This is a genomic window from Mameliella sp. LZ-28 (genome assembly GCF_012274245.1).
GTDB lineage: Bacteria > Pseudomonadota > Alphaproteobacteria > Rhodobacterales > Rhodobacteraceae > Antarctobacter > Antarctobacter albus.
Map to the genome: position 1 here is coordinate 38,540 of NZ_JAANYX010000004.1, position 13,307 is coordinate 51,846.

Below are 13,307 nucleotides of genomic sequence, written 5' to 3' on the forward strand. Positions count from 1 at the left end.
TGATCATGGCAACGATGAACGTATCCCTGCCCGATCCGATGAAGGATTGGGTCGAGTCACAGGCCAGGACGGGCCGCTACAGCAACGCCAGCGACTATGTCCGCGACCTGATCCGCCGCGACCAGGACCGGCAGGCGGCGATTGCCGAGGTTCAGAAACTCGTGGACGAGGGGTTGGCCAGCGGCGCCCCGCGCGAGGTCGACATGGACGCCTTCCTTGCGCGGATGCGGCGGGATCATGGCCCGGACAAGGGTTAGCCACTACCGGCTGACCCCGGCGGCCGAGGCCGACATGACGGATATCTGGACCTACACGGCAGCAACATGGTCCGCCGATCAGGCCGACCTTTACCTGCGTGGCCTCGACGAAAAGCTGGGCACCCTGTGTCAGACCCCGCACATCGCGCGGGAACGCCTTGAAATCGTGCCGCCCGTGCGGCTGCATCCCTACGGATCACACTTGATCATCTTCCAGGTCGAACACGACCATCTCGCCGTGCTGCGCATCGTGCACAGTCGCCAGAACTGGCAGGTATTCCTATCGTCCTGACCTGCGCCCTACTCTGCCTCTATCCAAACCTCGCGCACTGACGGGTCGATCCCGCTCACCACCGCCAAAAGCCGGGCCGCATGGTGATTTCCGACGTAATCCGCGATGAACCGGGAGGGCGCCAGCAGGGTCAGGCGGCCACCCCGCGCGTCGCCATCCACCCCACGCCCGACGAGGCATTCTTTCTCGACTCCGGCTGGTCCGAAGAAGAGTTGTCGCGCATGCCGATGTCAGTTTCGAGGCGCCCGACTCGACCGTCGCGGGGTTGATAGACCAGGTGCGCAAGCTGCTTTCCGATGCGCCGGACCTGAAAGTCAAAGCGGTGCATCTGGAACCAAGCCGATCCCCGGCGGCGTGCTTGAGTTCTCGGCAATCCGCCGAAGGCGCCGTGCCGGATCTGGATCCTTAAGCTCGGCGCACATGGGACAACGCCATATCTGTAGGAGCGGCACGAAGCCTTTCAGCAAAGGTTTTCAGACCTGGCCGTGATGGCTGGCAACTAGGTCGGTCTGGAAAAGGAGGTGCTGCGACAGCCGCCTCCTTCCACAAATGGCACGTTTCCCGCGAAGGGCACCGCTGTCATGCGCGATGGGGGCGAGGCGAACGCTCGGTCGGCGTTGGCCTCATCAGCGGACAAGACCGCGAATTGCCAGCTGCTGGTTTCAGCAACACTGGCCAATCTCTATGTGCCGGTGGCGGTTGGGGTTGACAGGCCAAAAGGCGTGTCATTGGCCAAGGCCACGGCCTCGCCAAACTCATGCACCCGGATCACGCTGGCACAGGACCAAAGATCTGCTCACGTGCACTGCGCATGATGCTGGCGTCCCATTGTCCGCTGGTGGTGAAATTCGGGCGGGTGCCATCGATCATCATGACGACCACGCGACCATCGTGATACTGAACGAACCCGGTCAGATCATCCCCATAGGCAGCACCACCCGGCCGTCGTCGTATTCCTGCCGCCATGACACACTGATCCAGTGGCCGCCGATATCTTTGCTGTCCACGTCGTTATTCTCCTGTCCGCTTTCAACCGTCAATCTGGCAGGCGTCCCGCCATTCTCCATTTGCCGAAAAAGTCCGGCAACACGAATGAGAGATCCAGGCACTTTCCAATCTGGGTCCGGTCATCGGGGCCGGGAACGACGGATACGGGCATGTCGAAGGCACCGCGCGACCTCGTCGGAAAGGGGTTTCCGGGAAAATCGATCAGGGTCAAAAAAAACCCGCCAGAGAGGATCTGGCGGGGTACTGTCTGCCCGATAGACACGGGCGGGCCTTACTCGTAGGTCTCGAGTCCGGCCTCCTTGAGCGCCGCGACCCGCGCTTCCGGCCACTTGGACTTGTCGTCCAAGCCATCCCAGGTCTTCATCAGGAGATCCTGGCGATGAACCAGCTTCTGGTTGTGGGCTTCGGCCTCATCGGTCCACAGGCCCCTGTCCTTCCAGTAGGCGACGGCGCCGGCGTGGTACGGGATCACCCATTGGAAGTTTTGGCGGTCAGCCCGCCAGCCGCTCATGGCAGGTTCGATATCGACGTAAGCCTGGTATTGATCGTCCACCGCCTTGGTCAGGTTGTAGACTACCGTCTCGTCACGGTCCGGGTAGGTTGCCAGAACCGGGAACGGGAAGCCCGCGCATTCCAGCGGCGTGTCTTTCGAGATATTTGCACCAAGCGTGGCGAGGCGGGGTGAAAACTGCGGCTTTGCGGCCTGCAGGCGGGCCCAGCCTTCCTTGTCCTCGGCGGGCAGCGGCAGCCAGGCCAGACCTCCCGGCGAGGCAGCGGCCTGCTGGCTGTAGCTCGTCGTGGTCAGCGTCGTGATCGCATCGACCTGACCGTTGATCAGCGCCTCCCAGGAAGCGCCGAAACTGGCAACGTCGACCTTTTCGACGTCATCCCAGGTCAGCCCGCCGAAGGCGAGGAAAGCGGCCACGTTGCTCTGCAGCGCAGGCGCACCGACGACAAAGGCGATACGTTTGCCTTTGATGTCCTGGATGCTTTTGATGCCCGCATCGCCGCGCAGGCCGAGCGTGAAGCAGTTGTCCGAGTTCGACCCGATCACGAGGCGCAGCGGCTGCGGCCCGATCGACGGATCGGCGAAGGCTTCTGTTCCCTCGGCGGCGTTGAAGGATTCCGACCCGATAACGCCAAAATCGACGCGGCCCTGCTTTACGGGCAGCAGACGCGCCACGTCCGAGGTCGCGGGCAGCACGCGCAACGAGATGTCGTAGGCGTTGCCAAGCGCGGTCCCAAGCGCCACCGCTTGGTTGTAGGACGAGGCCCCGACGTCATAGGACGTGACGGACAGGTTCCGTGGCAGTTCCACGTCTTTGGTCTGCGACAGGGCCGGAAGGCCCGCAGCCACAAACACGGCAGTCACAGTTCCCATAAGCATCTGTTTCAACATCTCTTCTCCTCCAAGAGCAGCTTGTGTGATTTGGTCGGAACAGTCTTACGCCAATCCGTTCGTCCGGACTCAGGTTGCCTGCAACCATTTCGTCAGGCGAAATCGCTGCCACGCGCTCCCAATGGTCCTGGACCCCGGGCAATGCCCGGATCTCATAGTATTCCTCGGAGTGGAAACGGCCGTTTGGCAATGACAGGGGCGCGGGCCGAATCGGCGGACTGCACAAGCCCGGCCGGATCAATGGGCATGCCCCCGAACGAACCCGTTTGCCTGGTCTTCATCCTCGTAGCCGATGATTGACCAGGGCCGTCGTACCTCGGAAGCTGCCTCATGACAGCGTGCCAGCGATTGGGAGCGACGTCATTCCGGTTGCGAAAAAATCTCACAATGCGCTGGTCCGGGACAGGCGCGGCGCGGGCGCGCCGGCCCGCTCCTGCGCAAGGTTCTCCAGTTCGGTCACGAGGGCGGCAGGCAGGGAAATGCGGTCCTGCGCCGCGGTTTCGGCCCGCAGCTTGCGATCACCCGGCAGATCCGCCGCCCCGAGACCGGCGACCAACTCGGCCACCCGGTCCGCGTAATCGGCGGACAGACCGAAATGTGATGGATCGAGCGCCAGGAAAAGCCAGGAGCAATCCGCGGGGGTCGCAAGATCGGTGTAGACCGAACGGACCTCCTGCCCGGCCTTGCCGCCCGCCAGCGCACAAAGGAAATCTATCATCAGCGCAAGGCCGAATCCCTTGGCCCCTGCAGCAGGTAGCAGAATGCCGCGGATTGCCTCTTTGGGGTCGGTCGTGGGCTGTCCCCGGGGATCGAGGGCCATCCCTTCGGGCAGAGTTTCACCCCGGGCCGCGGCCAGCCTGACCCGTCCCATCGAAGTCGCGCTCATCGCCATGTCCAGCACAATCGGGGCCCGCCCGGCACAGGGCACGGCGATGGCAAGCGGGTTGTTCCCCACCACGGGCCGTTCGCCCCCCGGCACGGGCAACATGGGGCGGGTGTTGCACATGACGATGCCGAGGAGTTCCGCCGCGGCCAACTGGCGGGCATAGCGGCCTGCGACGCCGAAATGGGTGGCCGTGTGCACGGCGGAAACGGCGACACCGAACCGGCGGGTGCGCGCCTGCAGGTCGGTCAGGACTTGATCCGCCGCGACATGCCCCAGAACCAGGCCACCGTCATAGACGCTGACCGCCGCACTGCGATGCACGGGCGCGATCCGCGCGCCGCGCGAGATCGTTCCGGCCGCGATGCGCCGGAGATAGACCGGGACCTGCAACAAGCCGTGGGTCGCGACCCCTTGCAACTCTGCCTCGACCAGGGCCTCGGCGACAAGGCGCGCAGCCGCGGCCTCGACCCCGGCCCCCAGAAAAAGCTCCTCGGTGAACCGCTGCAACTCTGCCGCGCTGGTCTCGATCCTGTCGCCCGGCATCGGCCCCTCCCATTCTATTTCGCCGCACGACATCTTGCGCGCCTCGTCCCGGGCCGTAACCACACGCCGAAAGTTGTTTCGCCTGTCGAAATGCGCGCCCAGCAGGTTGGATTGCCCCGACCAAGGCCGGTTACAGACTCTGCGAAGAGGAGACAGTCTTGGCCATCACTTACGACATCCTGCGCTCCGTGGCCCGCGACCTTTACGGCTGGTCCCTCATGAAGGTGCCCGACGACACGATGGCCGCGCTCGCCCGCGCCGAGAAGACGGAAAGCCACCCCGCCTCGCGCGAAACGCTGGCCTTCCTGCAGGCGGCGGCCCGGACGGCAGAGGCGAAGAACCGTCACGCCTGTTCCGACGCGGGTTTTCCCACCTATTTCATCAAGATCGGCACGCGCCTGACCCTAGATGGGGATGTGCGGCGGGCCTTCGTCGACGGCTTCGCCGACCTCGTTGACAGCCTCGACCCGCCGATCCTGCAGTTCATCACGCACCCGCTGACGCTGGAACGTAGCTATGTGGGGCGCGACATGCCCGTGCTGTCCTTCGACGTGGTGGATGGCGCCGACTATATGGACATCACCTGCTCGCCCAAGGCGCTGGGATCGGGTCGATGGGCGGATCTCAAGGTCTTCAGTTATCCCACGATTGACGAGATCGAGGCCTATTTCATGGACTGCGTGCTCACCGCCGGTTCGCAGCATTGTCCGCCGGTGATCATCGGCATGGGGATCGGCGGATCCTTCGATCACGCCGCCAAGATGGCCAAGCGCGCGACGCTGAGACCCGTCGGGTCGGACCATGACGATCCCATGATCCGCGAGATGGAGGCCCGCCTTCTTGCCGCCGTCAACAAGACCGGCTTCGGTCCCATGGGCACGGGCGGGGATACCACGGCGCTGGCGGTGCATGTCGACTACGCCCACGGCCACGGTTTCGTGCCGGTCGCCGTTTGTTTCAACTGCTGGATCAACCGCCGTACGACGGTGCGCATATCCGCCGATGGCGAGGTGACACGTCTTGAGTGATGCGCCGCTCCGCCTGACCCTGCCGCTGACGCCCGAGCAGGCCCGCAGCCTCGAAGTCGGCCAGATCGTCTGGCTGGACGGCACGGTGCGCACGACGGCCGGGTTCCCGACCCACAAGCGCATGGTCGAGGGGCTGGGCGTTCCGGGGGCCCTGCCCGACGATCTGCGGGGCGGCACCTTATTTCACATGGGCAGTTCCTGCCGCGAAGAGGGTGGCCGCTGGCTGCCGAACTACGTCAATCCGACCACCTCGACCCGGTTCGACGCCTTCATGCCCGATATCATCCGCGGCCTCGGCCTGACGGCGACAGGCGGCAAGGGCGGCATGGGTCAGGGCTGCGTCGATGCGTTGCGCGAAGTCGGCGGGGTCTATTTCTCGATGCCCGGCGGGGCGTCGCCGCTCCTGTCCGAAGGCGCGGTCGAACGCCTGTCGACCCATTGGGACGACCTGATCGAACAGTTCCGGCTGGCACGGTTCCGCCTTGAGGGTTTCGGCCCGGTGACCGTGGCGATCGACGCGCACGGCAACAGCCTCTACGCGACATTGCAGGACACGGCCCGTACTCGGTTGCCGGGGATTCTGCAGAAACTCGCGGCGGAACGCCAACCGCCGGAATGACACTCACACACGGATAAAGGCAGAGCACATGAAACGGTATTTCGAGGACTTCGAGATCGGCGAAACGTGGCAGAGCACACCTGTCACCATGACCGAGGCGGAGATTATCGACTATGCCAAGGCCTACGACCCGCAGCCGATCCATACCGACCCGGAAGCAGCGGCAAACGGCCGATTCGGGTCGGTGATCGCCAGCGGCTGGCAGGTCGCCGCGCTGTCGATGCGGTTGTTTGTGGAAAGCGGCGGCTACGGGGACACGCCGGTCGTCGGCATGGGGATCGAGTCGCTGCGCTGGCGCCGCCCGGTCCGGCCGGGCGACACGCTCACCGTCACGCGGGAGGTGATCGGTCTGGAGCGCTCAGAGAAGCGGCCCGAGTGGGGCACGATCCGCACTCAGGTTTCCATGGCGAACCAGGATGGCGAGGTGGTGATGACGCTGGTGTCGCTCGGTCAGGTCGCTTGCCGATCCAAGGCCTGAGTTCAGAGGTGTCGGCCCTCATCCACGATGAGGGCGATGCCCGTGCTGCTGGTGAGATGCGTGATCGCCCCCTCAATGGCCAGCGCCACGTCCTCGGGTGAGGTGACCTTGCGCAGGGGCGTCTTGTCGGCCATCGCTTCCAGTTGCGCCCGGCTGCGTCCCGCGACGAAGTCCGTGTCCACCCCGGCGGGGGAGACCGAAACGACGCGGATCGTCGGGCCCAGCACCTTGGCAAGCCCGGTGGTGAGCGTGTCGAGGCCGCCTTTGGCGGCGCAATAGGCCAGGTTACTGCCCACGCCGGTCTTGGCCGCGATGGACGAGACGTTGACGATCACCGCATCGCCGCTCTTTTCCATCAGAGATCGGAACGCCCGGATCACCGAGAAGGGTCCGCGCAGGTTCACCTGCACAATGCTGTCGAACAGCGCATCATCGAGACCGTCGAGATCGTTCAGCGGCACCGGTTTCGTTCTTCCTCCGGAATTGACGAGCACGTCCAGCCGACCGAACCGCCCGGCCACCAAGTCACGGGCCTGGGCGATGGAATCCGCGTCTTCGATCGAGATCCGGCAGGCCACATGGCCCTCGCCCTGGAGCGCGGCCACGGTCTCTTCGGCGGCGGCCTTGTTGGCGTGATAGCCGACGATCACAAGCATTCCCAACCGGGCCAGACGCAGGGCGGTGGCGCGTCCGATGCCCCGGCTGCCGCCAGTGATCAACGCGATTTGGCGCGGGCTGTCCGTCATGCTGTCTTCTCTTCGATCCGGCGTTTGAGTTCCTGCTTCAGCACCTTGCCGACCGCGTTGCGGGGCAGCGCAACGATGATCTCGACGGCGGACAGACGCTGCATCTTGCCAAGCTGCGCGTTGGCCCAGTCAAGAATCGCGTCCGCATCGGCCGTCGCCCCCGGTTTCAGGGTCACGAAACCGAGGGGCGTTTCCCCCCACTTCGCGCTCGGCATGGCGACGACCGCGGCCTCGGCCACGTCGGGATGGGCCAGAAGCTGCTCTTCCAGATCCGAAGCATAGATGTTGAACCCGCCCGAGATGATCATGTCCTTCTTGCGATCGACAAGCGTGAGGAACCCATCGGCGTCGAAGACCCCGATGTCCCCGGTCCGGTGATAGAGCGTGCCATCGGCATCGCGCCACTGAAAATCGGCGGTCACATCGGGACGACGGAAATACTCGGTCATCATCATCGGCGACCGGCCGATGATCTCGCCGCGCTCGCCAAGGGGCACGTCCTGACCGGCCTCGTCGATGATGCGGACATCATTGTTGGCCGCGGGGCGCCCGACGGTCCCGGCCTTGTCGGGGTGCGCCGTCACGTCGAGGATGCAGGTACAGCCGCCTTCGGTCAGGCCGTAAACCTCAAGGAACTTGCCGGGCCAGTCCCGCACAAGCCGCAACTTGTCGGCGGCGGCCAGAGGGGCGCCGGTGCTCTGCTTCAACTCGAAGGACGAGAGGTCACGCTCGCCGAAACTCGGCTCCGCCAGGATTCGCTGGTACTGGACCGGCACCAGCATTGTGTGTGTAGCCCGGAACCGTTCGGCAAGGTCGAGATACCCGGAGGCATTGAACTTCGGCATCATCACCACCCGGCCGCCGTGAAACAGCGTCGCGAGCATCGGCATCAGGGTCGTGTTGGAATAGAGAGGCGTGGCCAGCAACTGCGTGCTCGCGGCGGAGAGGCCGAACTGGTTGCGCGCCGTCTGGCGAAAGCGCATCCGGTGCGACTGGACGATCCCCTTGGGCCGCCCGGTGGTGCCGGAGCTGTAGATGATGTTGAACGCCGCATCGGGGTCTGCGAGCATCGGTTCCATTGTCGCCGTGGTGGCGTCCTGAACTGTCGGCAGAACCGGCAGTTCCCTCGAAAGCCCGTGTTTCAACTGATCCGCATAGGCCGGATCGGCGATCAGAGCGGCCGGGTCACAGTCGGACAGCATTCCCAGCTGTGCGTCCGGGTGGGCGCTCGTCTGCAGCGGCACGGCACAGCGTCCGCTGGCGACGATTGCAAGATAGTCGATGACGAGATCGGGGCTCACATCCCCCAGGAGGGCGATCCGGCTACCGGCGGGCGTGGCCTCGTCCAGCATGGCCGCGACGCTCAGGACTCGGTCGCGCAGGTCCTTCCAGCCGAGGACCGTTTCCCCCACGATCAGGGCCTCGTCATCCGGCCGGGTCGTCCCGTGGTCCAGGAGCTGGATCATCAGCCCGCCTTCGCCGGTGGTATCCATGGCGTCGCTCATGCCGGGTCCTCGATCAGAAGAACATTGCGGGCCACTATGGCGGGACGGTCCAGGTTTTCGATCTGAATCTCTGCCTCGGTCACGATCCGCGTGCCGGCCTTGTGGGGGGTGGCCTCGACCAGGCTCTGTACCAGCCGGACGCGGCTGTCGACCGGGATCGGCGCGATGAACCGGATGCGGTCGTAGCCGTAGTTCAGCCCCTTCCCCCGGTTCCGGATCGAAAAGACCTGGCGCTGAAGACCCGGAACCAGCGACAATACCATAAGCCCGTGGGCAATGGTCCGGCCGCCCGGCATCTCGCGCGCGGCGCGGGCGGTGTCGACGTGGATCCAGTGATCATCCCCGGTCAGGTCGGCGAAGTCGGTGATCATCTGCTGGGTGATCGTGACCCAGTCCGATTTTCCAAGCTCGGTGCCGGCCAGGTCGGCCAGGTCACGGGCGTGATCGACGGTGCGCATCAGTTCTGTCCTTTCACGGGATGAGTTTCGGCCTTGGCCGGGTCGACGGCCAGGACGACCTTGCCGATCTGTTCGTTGCGGTCGAGGACACCGTGCGCGTCACGCACGTCGCCGAACGCGAATACCTGGTGAATGCGGGTGGTGATGGCGCCGCTCTCCAGCAGCGGCCAGACCTCGGCCTCGAGCGCCCGGGCAAGCCGGGCCTTGTAGGCGGCAGGTTCGGGACGGATGGTCGATCCGGTAAGGGTCAGGCGCCGCCGCACAAGTTGGCGCACGTTGACCTCGGCTGTCTCGCCCTGGTGGCTGGCGATCAGGACGACCCGACCGTCCATGCGCAGCAGGTCGAGTTGGCGCTGCGTATACGGCCCGGCCTGGGCATCCAGGATGACGTCTACCCCCTCGCCGCCCGTCAGGTCGCGGATCTTGTCGTCCCAGGCGCCGCGGTAGTCCACGGCCTCCTCGGCCCCGATGTCGCGGCAGACCTGACGCTTTTCGTCATTCCCGGCCGTGGCAAAGACCCGCGCTCCGCGCAGGACCCGTGCCATCTGGATCGCGGCCATGCCGACGCCGCTGGTGCCGCCCTGCACGAACAGGGTTTCCCCCCCGGCCAAGGCACCGCGCCACATCACGTTGTTCCAGGCGGTGAAATAGGCCTCGGGGAGCGAAGCCGCCTCGATGTAGCTCAGCCCGGCCGGGATGCGCATGCACTGGCCTTCCTGGACCGCGCAGTATTCGGCGTAGCCGCCGCCGTTGGTCAGCGCACAGACCGGGTCCCCCACGGCCAGCCGCGTGACCCCGTCCCCGACCGCGGCGACGGTGCCGGCAATGTCCAGGCCCGGGATAGGCGAGGCATCGGGCGGCGGCGGATAGAGCCCGCGCCTCTGCTGGACGTCCGGCCGGTTCACACTGGCCGCGACAACCCGCACGAGGACCTCGCCCGGGCCCGCCTCGGGCCGGGGCGCTTCGGCGAAATGCAGTACCTCGGGGCCACCGGCACCACGGATTTCGACCTGTTTCATCCCGACGCTCCTCATGTCGTTCCACGCGCGGCGTTTCGGTTCATGACGGCGGCCAAGCCCAGCACCGGGACCGCGAGGACGAGCGCCGCCAGCAGAAGCTCCAGATCGTTCCAGCCCGGGATCCCGTCAGCAGGCAGGGCTATCAGGATCGCAGCCAGCAGCAGGACGATCCGCAGCGGCAGGCCGTACCAGGCTTTCCGGAACAGGGCGCCGACCACGGGCACATAGCCTTGCATCGCACAGGCGAAGAGCGCGATACCCACCACCGCCAGAGCCAGGGAGGACGCGATCTCGCCCGCGGTCCCCTGCCCCACAAGCGCGGGATCGAAGACGAAGAAGAAGGGGATGAAGTAGATCACGCTGCCCAGGCGCATGGCCTCGAAGCCGGTCTTCATCGGCGGTGTCTTGGCGATCGACGCCGCGGCAAAGGCGCCGAGCGCCACCGGCGGCGTGATGAAGGACAACATACCCCAGTAGAAGATGAACATATGCACCGCGATCGGATCCAGCCCGACCCGGATCAGCGCGGGCGCCAGCAGGATCGCGAGGAAGATATAGGCCGCGGTCGAGGTCATGCCGATGCCGAGGATCAGCCCGGTCAGCGCGCCCATGATCAGCAGCAGGAGCGAATTGCCATCTGCGATCCGCAGCAGGTCGTTCACCAGTGTCGCCGCTACACCCGTCATCGACAATGCGCCGATGATCAGCCCGACCGCCGCAAGGATCGCGACGAGATTGGCAAAGAGCGACCCGAGGTCGTCAAGGAATTGGCCAAAGGCTGACCAGGTCCACCGGTGCTTTTTCGAGAAGACCTGGTTGAGCAGGATCAGCAGCGGCGTGGCGTAATAGGGCGCCAACGCTTCGCGGCGCAGGACCAGCAGCATGTAGATCAGAACGGCAAAGGCGAAGATGTAATACCAACCCTCCTTGATCGTCTTGCCCAGCTTCGGCAGGTCCTCTTCCTTCATGCCCGACAGGTTTTCCTTCGCGGCCATGGAATCGATCTGTACGAAGAGCCCGAAGAAATAGAGCGCCGAGGGAATGATCGCGGCCAGCGCGATATTGGCGTAGGGCACGTTCATGATCGACGCCATGACGAAGGCCGTCGCGCCCATGACAGGTGGCATCAGTGTACCCCCGGTGGAAGCGCAGGTTTCCACACCGGCGGCAAACGTGCCGCGGATGCCGATGCGCTTCATGGCCGGGATTGTCATGACGCCGGTCGTCAGCACGTTGGTGATGACGCTGCCGCTCATCGACCCCATGAGCCCGCTGGAGAAGATCGACACCTTGGCCGGCCCGCCCCGTACCCGGCCCAGCAGGGCAAAGGACAGGTCCATGAAGAACGCCCCTGCCCCAGTCCGCTGCAATGCTGCGCCGAAGATCAGGAAGCCGATGATGAGGTTGGCAAAGGTCCGCATCGGGATGCCGAGGATGCTCTCGGAACCCATGGCGTGATAGGCCGCCGTATAGGACAGCGGCGATGCGAAGCCCGCGATCGCGGCTGGCAGGTACTCGGTGTAGATCGGGTAAAAGGACATCACGCCCACGACGATGGCCAGCGGCCAGCCCGCTGCACGGCGGCCCGCTTCGAGCACCAGCGCCCAAAGCGCCAGGGCGAAGTAGATCGCGGTCGGAGGCGGTGACATTTCCCAGCCCCGCAGCAGGATCGACATGGTGTTGCCGATGAAATAGCCGCAGACCACCAGCACGGCGACCGCCAGGACCCAATCATGCCAGGGCGGGTTTTCGCGCCGGTGCTTCTGGCTCGCCGGATACAGCAGGAAGGTGCAGAACAGGCCAAGCGCGATGACCATGTAGTAGAACCTGAGGTCCACGATGGTGTAGTCGATGAAAAACCCCAGGTTGAAGGTCTGGTTCACCGCCAGCAACGTGAGTGTGGTGGCCAGAACGCGCACCACGAGTCGGGGGATGGCATCAAGTTTCCTTGGGCCTGCCTCGAACCGGGCGGCCTGTTCTTCGATATCGCTCATGGTGCTCCTCCACCGCAGTCAGTCTGCGGGCGTTTAAATCAAGTCCCGGCCCTTGCCGGGTCAGTCCAGTCCGACAAGCTTTGCAGGGTTGTGGTTCACCATGCCACGAACCTCGTCCTCGCTGTATCCAAGCGCGAGGCACAGTTTGATCGCCTGGCGCATCCCTTCGACCGGAGTCGGGTTGTCGACTTGCCCGAGGTCCGAACCGATGGAGGTATGCGCGGGACCGGCCGCGTCGATGTGCTCCTTCAGCTCTTCCGGGGAATAGACGTTGAACCGGCTGTCGATGTAGAGACAGGCGGACTGTTCGATCACCGCGCCAAACTCTGCCAGTTCGCGGATGTCGTCGTAGGTGAAATGCAGCCCGTACATCGGGTGATTGATCAGCAGGCGCTTCACGCCTCGCTTCTTCGCCTCTGTGAAGAGGGTCCAGATCTCGGAGATGTGGAGATGGCCGGAGGACAGGATCGCATCCGCCTCGGCGATAGAGTCGAGGATTTCCTTCACCACGTCGAGCAGCTCGCCATAGGCATCGACGACTGTGATGCCGGGCGACTTCTTCAGCGCGACGTTGGTGGCAAGCCTGCTCTTCCGGCGCGAACTGCGGATGTGGTTGGCGGATTGCGCAGTCGGCATCCAGATCAGCTTGGCGCCCATCTTGAGCTGTGCATCGACCACGAAGGGATCGAGACCGCCCGTCGAATTGTTCAGGACCAGTCCGCCGTACATGGCGACGCCGTGGTGCCCCAGCACCCGGTTCATGATCGGAATGAACGGCGCCACGGAATAGTGGTGGTCCTTGAACAAGATGCCGCGCATTCCAGCCTCTGCGGCCTGCTCGACGGCCTCGAAGTGGTCCAGCTGCCGCTCCATTGTCGATGGACCGGAATGGACGTGCAGGTCCAGAGCCCCTTTCATGAGCCCGTCCACCACGGAATCGTCGATTTCTGCGATCAGGGCGCGTACTCGAGCGCGATTTTCTTCAGACATGTTTATCCTCCAAATGTTCCGGCGACATTAGGGCTTGACCTCATTCTGCCTCAACTCGACTATCCCGTGCATTCCGACAGGCGAA

Annotated in this window: 14 protein-coding genes; 5 read left to right on the plus strand and 9 right to left on the minus strand. The window is 64.6% G+C overall.

Going from position 1 to position 13,307, the window contains the following annotated elements:
- Positions 1–5 precede the first annotated feature (5 nt).
- Together G9Q80_RS02870 and G9Q80_RS02875 are read left to right on the plus strand one after the other, a co-directional pair.
- Entirely contained in the window at positions 6–257 is a 252-nt protein-coding gene (locus tag G9Q80_RS02870) for a type II toxin-antitoxin system ParD family antitoxin (RefSeq protein WP_043144421.1), read from the plus strand.
- Positions 238–549 (plus strand): type II toxin-antitoxin system RelE/ParE family toxin, encoded by a 312-nt coding sequence (locus G9Q80_RS02875; RefSeq protein ID WP_088670906.1) that lies wholly within the window; start codon positions 238–240, stop codon positions 547–549. Before G9Q80_RS02870 ends, G9Q80_RS02875 begins: the two co-directional genes overlap by 20 nt.
- A gap of 130 nt (positions 550–679) precedes the next feature.
- Here the strand turns inward: G9Q80_RS02875 and G9Q80_RS02880 are convergent, their stop codons facing one another.
- The 3 genes from G9Q80_RS02880 to G9Q80_RS02890 all read right to left on the minus strand — a co-directional run bounded on the left by G9Q80_RS02880 (position 680) and on the right by G9Q80_RS02890 (position 4,385).
- Entirely contained in the window at positions 680–877 is a 198-nt protein-coding gene (locus G9Q80_RS02880; protein WP_088670907.1) for a hypothetical protein, read from the minus strand.
- A 951-nt stretch (positions 878–1,828) separates the two neighbouring features.
- Positions 1,829–2,956, minus strand: coding sequence for a TAXI family TRAP transporter solute-binding subunit (locus G9Q80_RS02885; RefSeq protein ID WP_052244649.1), 1,128 nt, complete (start codon positions 2,954–2,956; stop codon positions 1,829–1,831).
- Positions 2,957–3,338: 382 nt separating this feature from the next.
- On the minus strand, positions 3,339–4,385 hold the full coding sequence (locus tag G9Q80_RS02890) for an Ldh family oxidoreductase (RefSeq protein ID WP_157903878.1): 1,047 nt from the start codon (positions 4,383–4,385) through the stop codon (positions 3,339–3,341).
- 158 nt (positions 4,386–4,543) lie between these two features.
- On the opposite strand from G9Q80_RS02890, the gene G9Q80_RS02895 reads away from it, so the two are divergent.
- The 3 genes from G9Q80_RS02895 to G9Q80_RS02905 are packed head-to-tail and all read left to right on the plus strand — an operon-like array spanning position 4,544 to position 6,510.
- Positions 4,544–5,413: a fumarate hydratase gene (locus G9Q80_RS02895; RefSeq protein WP_198544046.1), complete on the plus strand. Its 870-nt coding sequence runs from the start codon at positions 4,544–4,546 to the stop codon at positions 5,411–5,413.
- The gene (locus G9Q80_RS02900; RefSeq protein ID WP_043144424.1) at positions 5,406–6,032 is read left to right on the plus strand and encodes a fumarate hydratase C-terminal domain-containing protein; all 627 of its coding nucleotides are present in this window, start codon (positions 5,406–5,408) and stop codon (positions 6,030–6,032) included. The genes G9Q80_RS02895 and G9Q80_RS02900 overlap by 8 nt, the downstream gene beginning before the upstream one ends.
- A gap of 28 nt (positions 6,033–6,060) precedes the next feature.
- Positions 6,061–6,510, plus strand: a complete 450-nt coding sequence (locus G9Q80_RS02905) for a MaoC family dehydratase (RefSeq protein WP_088672514.1) — start codon at positions 6,061–6,063, stop codon at positions 6,508–6,510.
- A 2-nt stretch (positions 6,511–6,512) separates the two neighbouring features.
- Here G9Q80_RS02905 and G9Q80_RS02910 read toward each other — a convergent pair whose 3' ends face one another.
- The 6 genes from G9Q80_RS02910 to G9Q80_RS02935 are packed head-to-tail and all read right to left on the minus strand — an operon-like array spanning position 6,513 to position 13,222.
- The gene (locus G9Q80_RS02910) at positions 6,513–7,256 is read right to left on the minus strand and encodes an SDR family NAD(P)-dependent oxidoreductase (protein ID WP_088716522.1); all 744 of its coding nucleotides are present in this window, start codon (positions 7,254–7,256) and stop codon (positions 6,513–6,515) included.
- A complete protein-coding gene (locus G9Q80_RS02915) occupies positions 7,253–8,761 on the minus strand; it encodes a class I adenylate-forming enzyme family protein (RefSeq protein ID WP_088716521.1) in 1,509 nt (502 codons plus the stop codon). The genes G9Q80_RS02910 and G9Q80_RS02915 overlap by 4 nt, the downstream gene beginning before the upstream one ends.
- Entirely contained in the window at positions 8,758–9,219 is a 462-nt protein-coding gene (locus G9Q80_RS02920) for a MaoC family dehydratase (RefSeq protein ID WP_088670911.1), read from the minus strand. Before G9Q80_RS02920 ends, G9Q80_RS02915 begins: the two co-directional genes overlap by 4 nt.
- Positions 9,219–10,238, minus strand: coding sequence for an NAD(P)H-quinone oxidoreductase (locus G9Q80_RS02925; RefSeq protein ID WP_088670912.1), 1,020 nt, complete (start codon positions 10,236–10,238; stop codon positions 9,219–9,221). Before G9Q80_RS02925 ends, G9Q80_RS02920 begins: the two co-directional genes overlap by 1 nt.
- An 11-nt stretch (positions 10,239–10,249) precedes the next feature.
- Positions 10,250–12,232, minus strand: a complete 1,983-nt coding sequence (locus G9Q80_RS02930; protein WP_088716520.1) for a TRAP transporter permease — start codon at positions 12,230–12,232, stop codon at positions 10,250–10,252.
- Positions 12,233–12,292: 60 nt separating this feature from the next.
- The gene (locus tag G9Q80_RS02935; protein ID WP_052244652.1) at positions 12,293–13,222 is read right to left on the minus strand and encodes a DUF6282 family protein; all 930 of its coding nucleotides are present in this window, start codon (positions 13,220–13,222) and stop codon (positions 12,293–12,295) included.
- Between the last annotated feature and the right edge of the window lie 85 nt (positions 13,223–13,307).

Bases quoted from the DNA above. Each gene is read 5' to 3' on its own strand.
- G9Q80_RS02870 (WP_043144421.1), top strand. From the start codon at position 6: ATGGCAACGATGAACGTATCCCTGCCCGATCCGATGAAGGATTGGGTC.
- G9Q80_RS02875 (WP_088670906.1), top strand. From the start codon at position 238: ATGGCCCGGACAAGGGTTAGCCACTACCGGCTGACCCCGGCGGCCGAG.
- G9Q80_RS02880 (WP_088670907.1), bottom strand. From the start codon at position 877: ATGCACCGCTTTGACTTTCAGGTCCGGCGCATCGGAAAGCAGCTTGCG.
- G9Q80_RS02885 (WP_052244649.1), bottom strand. From the start codon at position 2,956: ATGTTGAAACAGATGCTTATGGGAACTGTGACTGCCGTGTTTGTGGCT.
- G9Q80_RS02890 (WP_157903878.1), bottom strand. From the start codon at position 4,385: ATGCCGGGCGACAGGATCGAGACCAGCGCGGCAGAGTTGCAGCGGTTC.
- G9Q80_RS02905 (WP_088672514.1), top strand. From the start codon at position 6,061: ATGAAACGGTATTTCGAGGACTTCGAGATCGGCGAAACGTGGCAGAGC.
- G9Q80_RS02910 (WP_088716522.1), bottom strand. From the start codon at position 7,256: ATGACGGACAGCCCGCGCCAAATCGCGTTGATCACTGGCGGCAGCCGG.
- G9Q80_RS02915 (WP_088716521.1), bottom strand. From the start codon at position 8,761: ATGAGCGACGCCATGGATACCACCGGCGAAGGCGGGCTGATGATCCAG.
- G9Q80_RS02920 (WP_088670911.1), bottom strand. From the start codon at position 9,219: ATGCGCACCGTCGATCACGCCCGTGACCTGGCCGACCTGGCCGGCACC.
- G9Q80_RS02925 (WP_088670912.1), bottom strand. From the start codon at position 10,238: ATGAAACAGGTCGAAATCCGTGGTGCCGGTGGCCCCGAGGTACTGCAT.
- G9Q80_RS02930 (WP_088716520.1), bottom strand. From the start codon at position 12,232: ATGAGCGATATCGAAGAACAGGCCGCCCGGTTCGAGGCAGGCCCAAGG.
- G9Q80_RS02935 (WP_052244652.1), bottom strand. From the start codon at position 13,222: ATGTCTGAAGAAAATCGCGCTCGAGTACGCGCCCTGATCGCAGAAATC.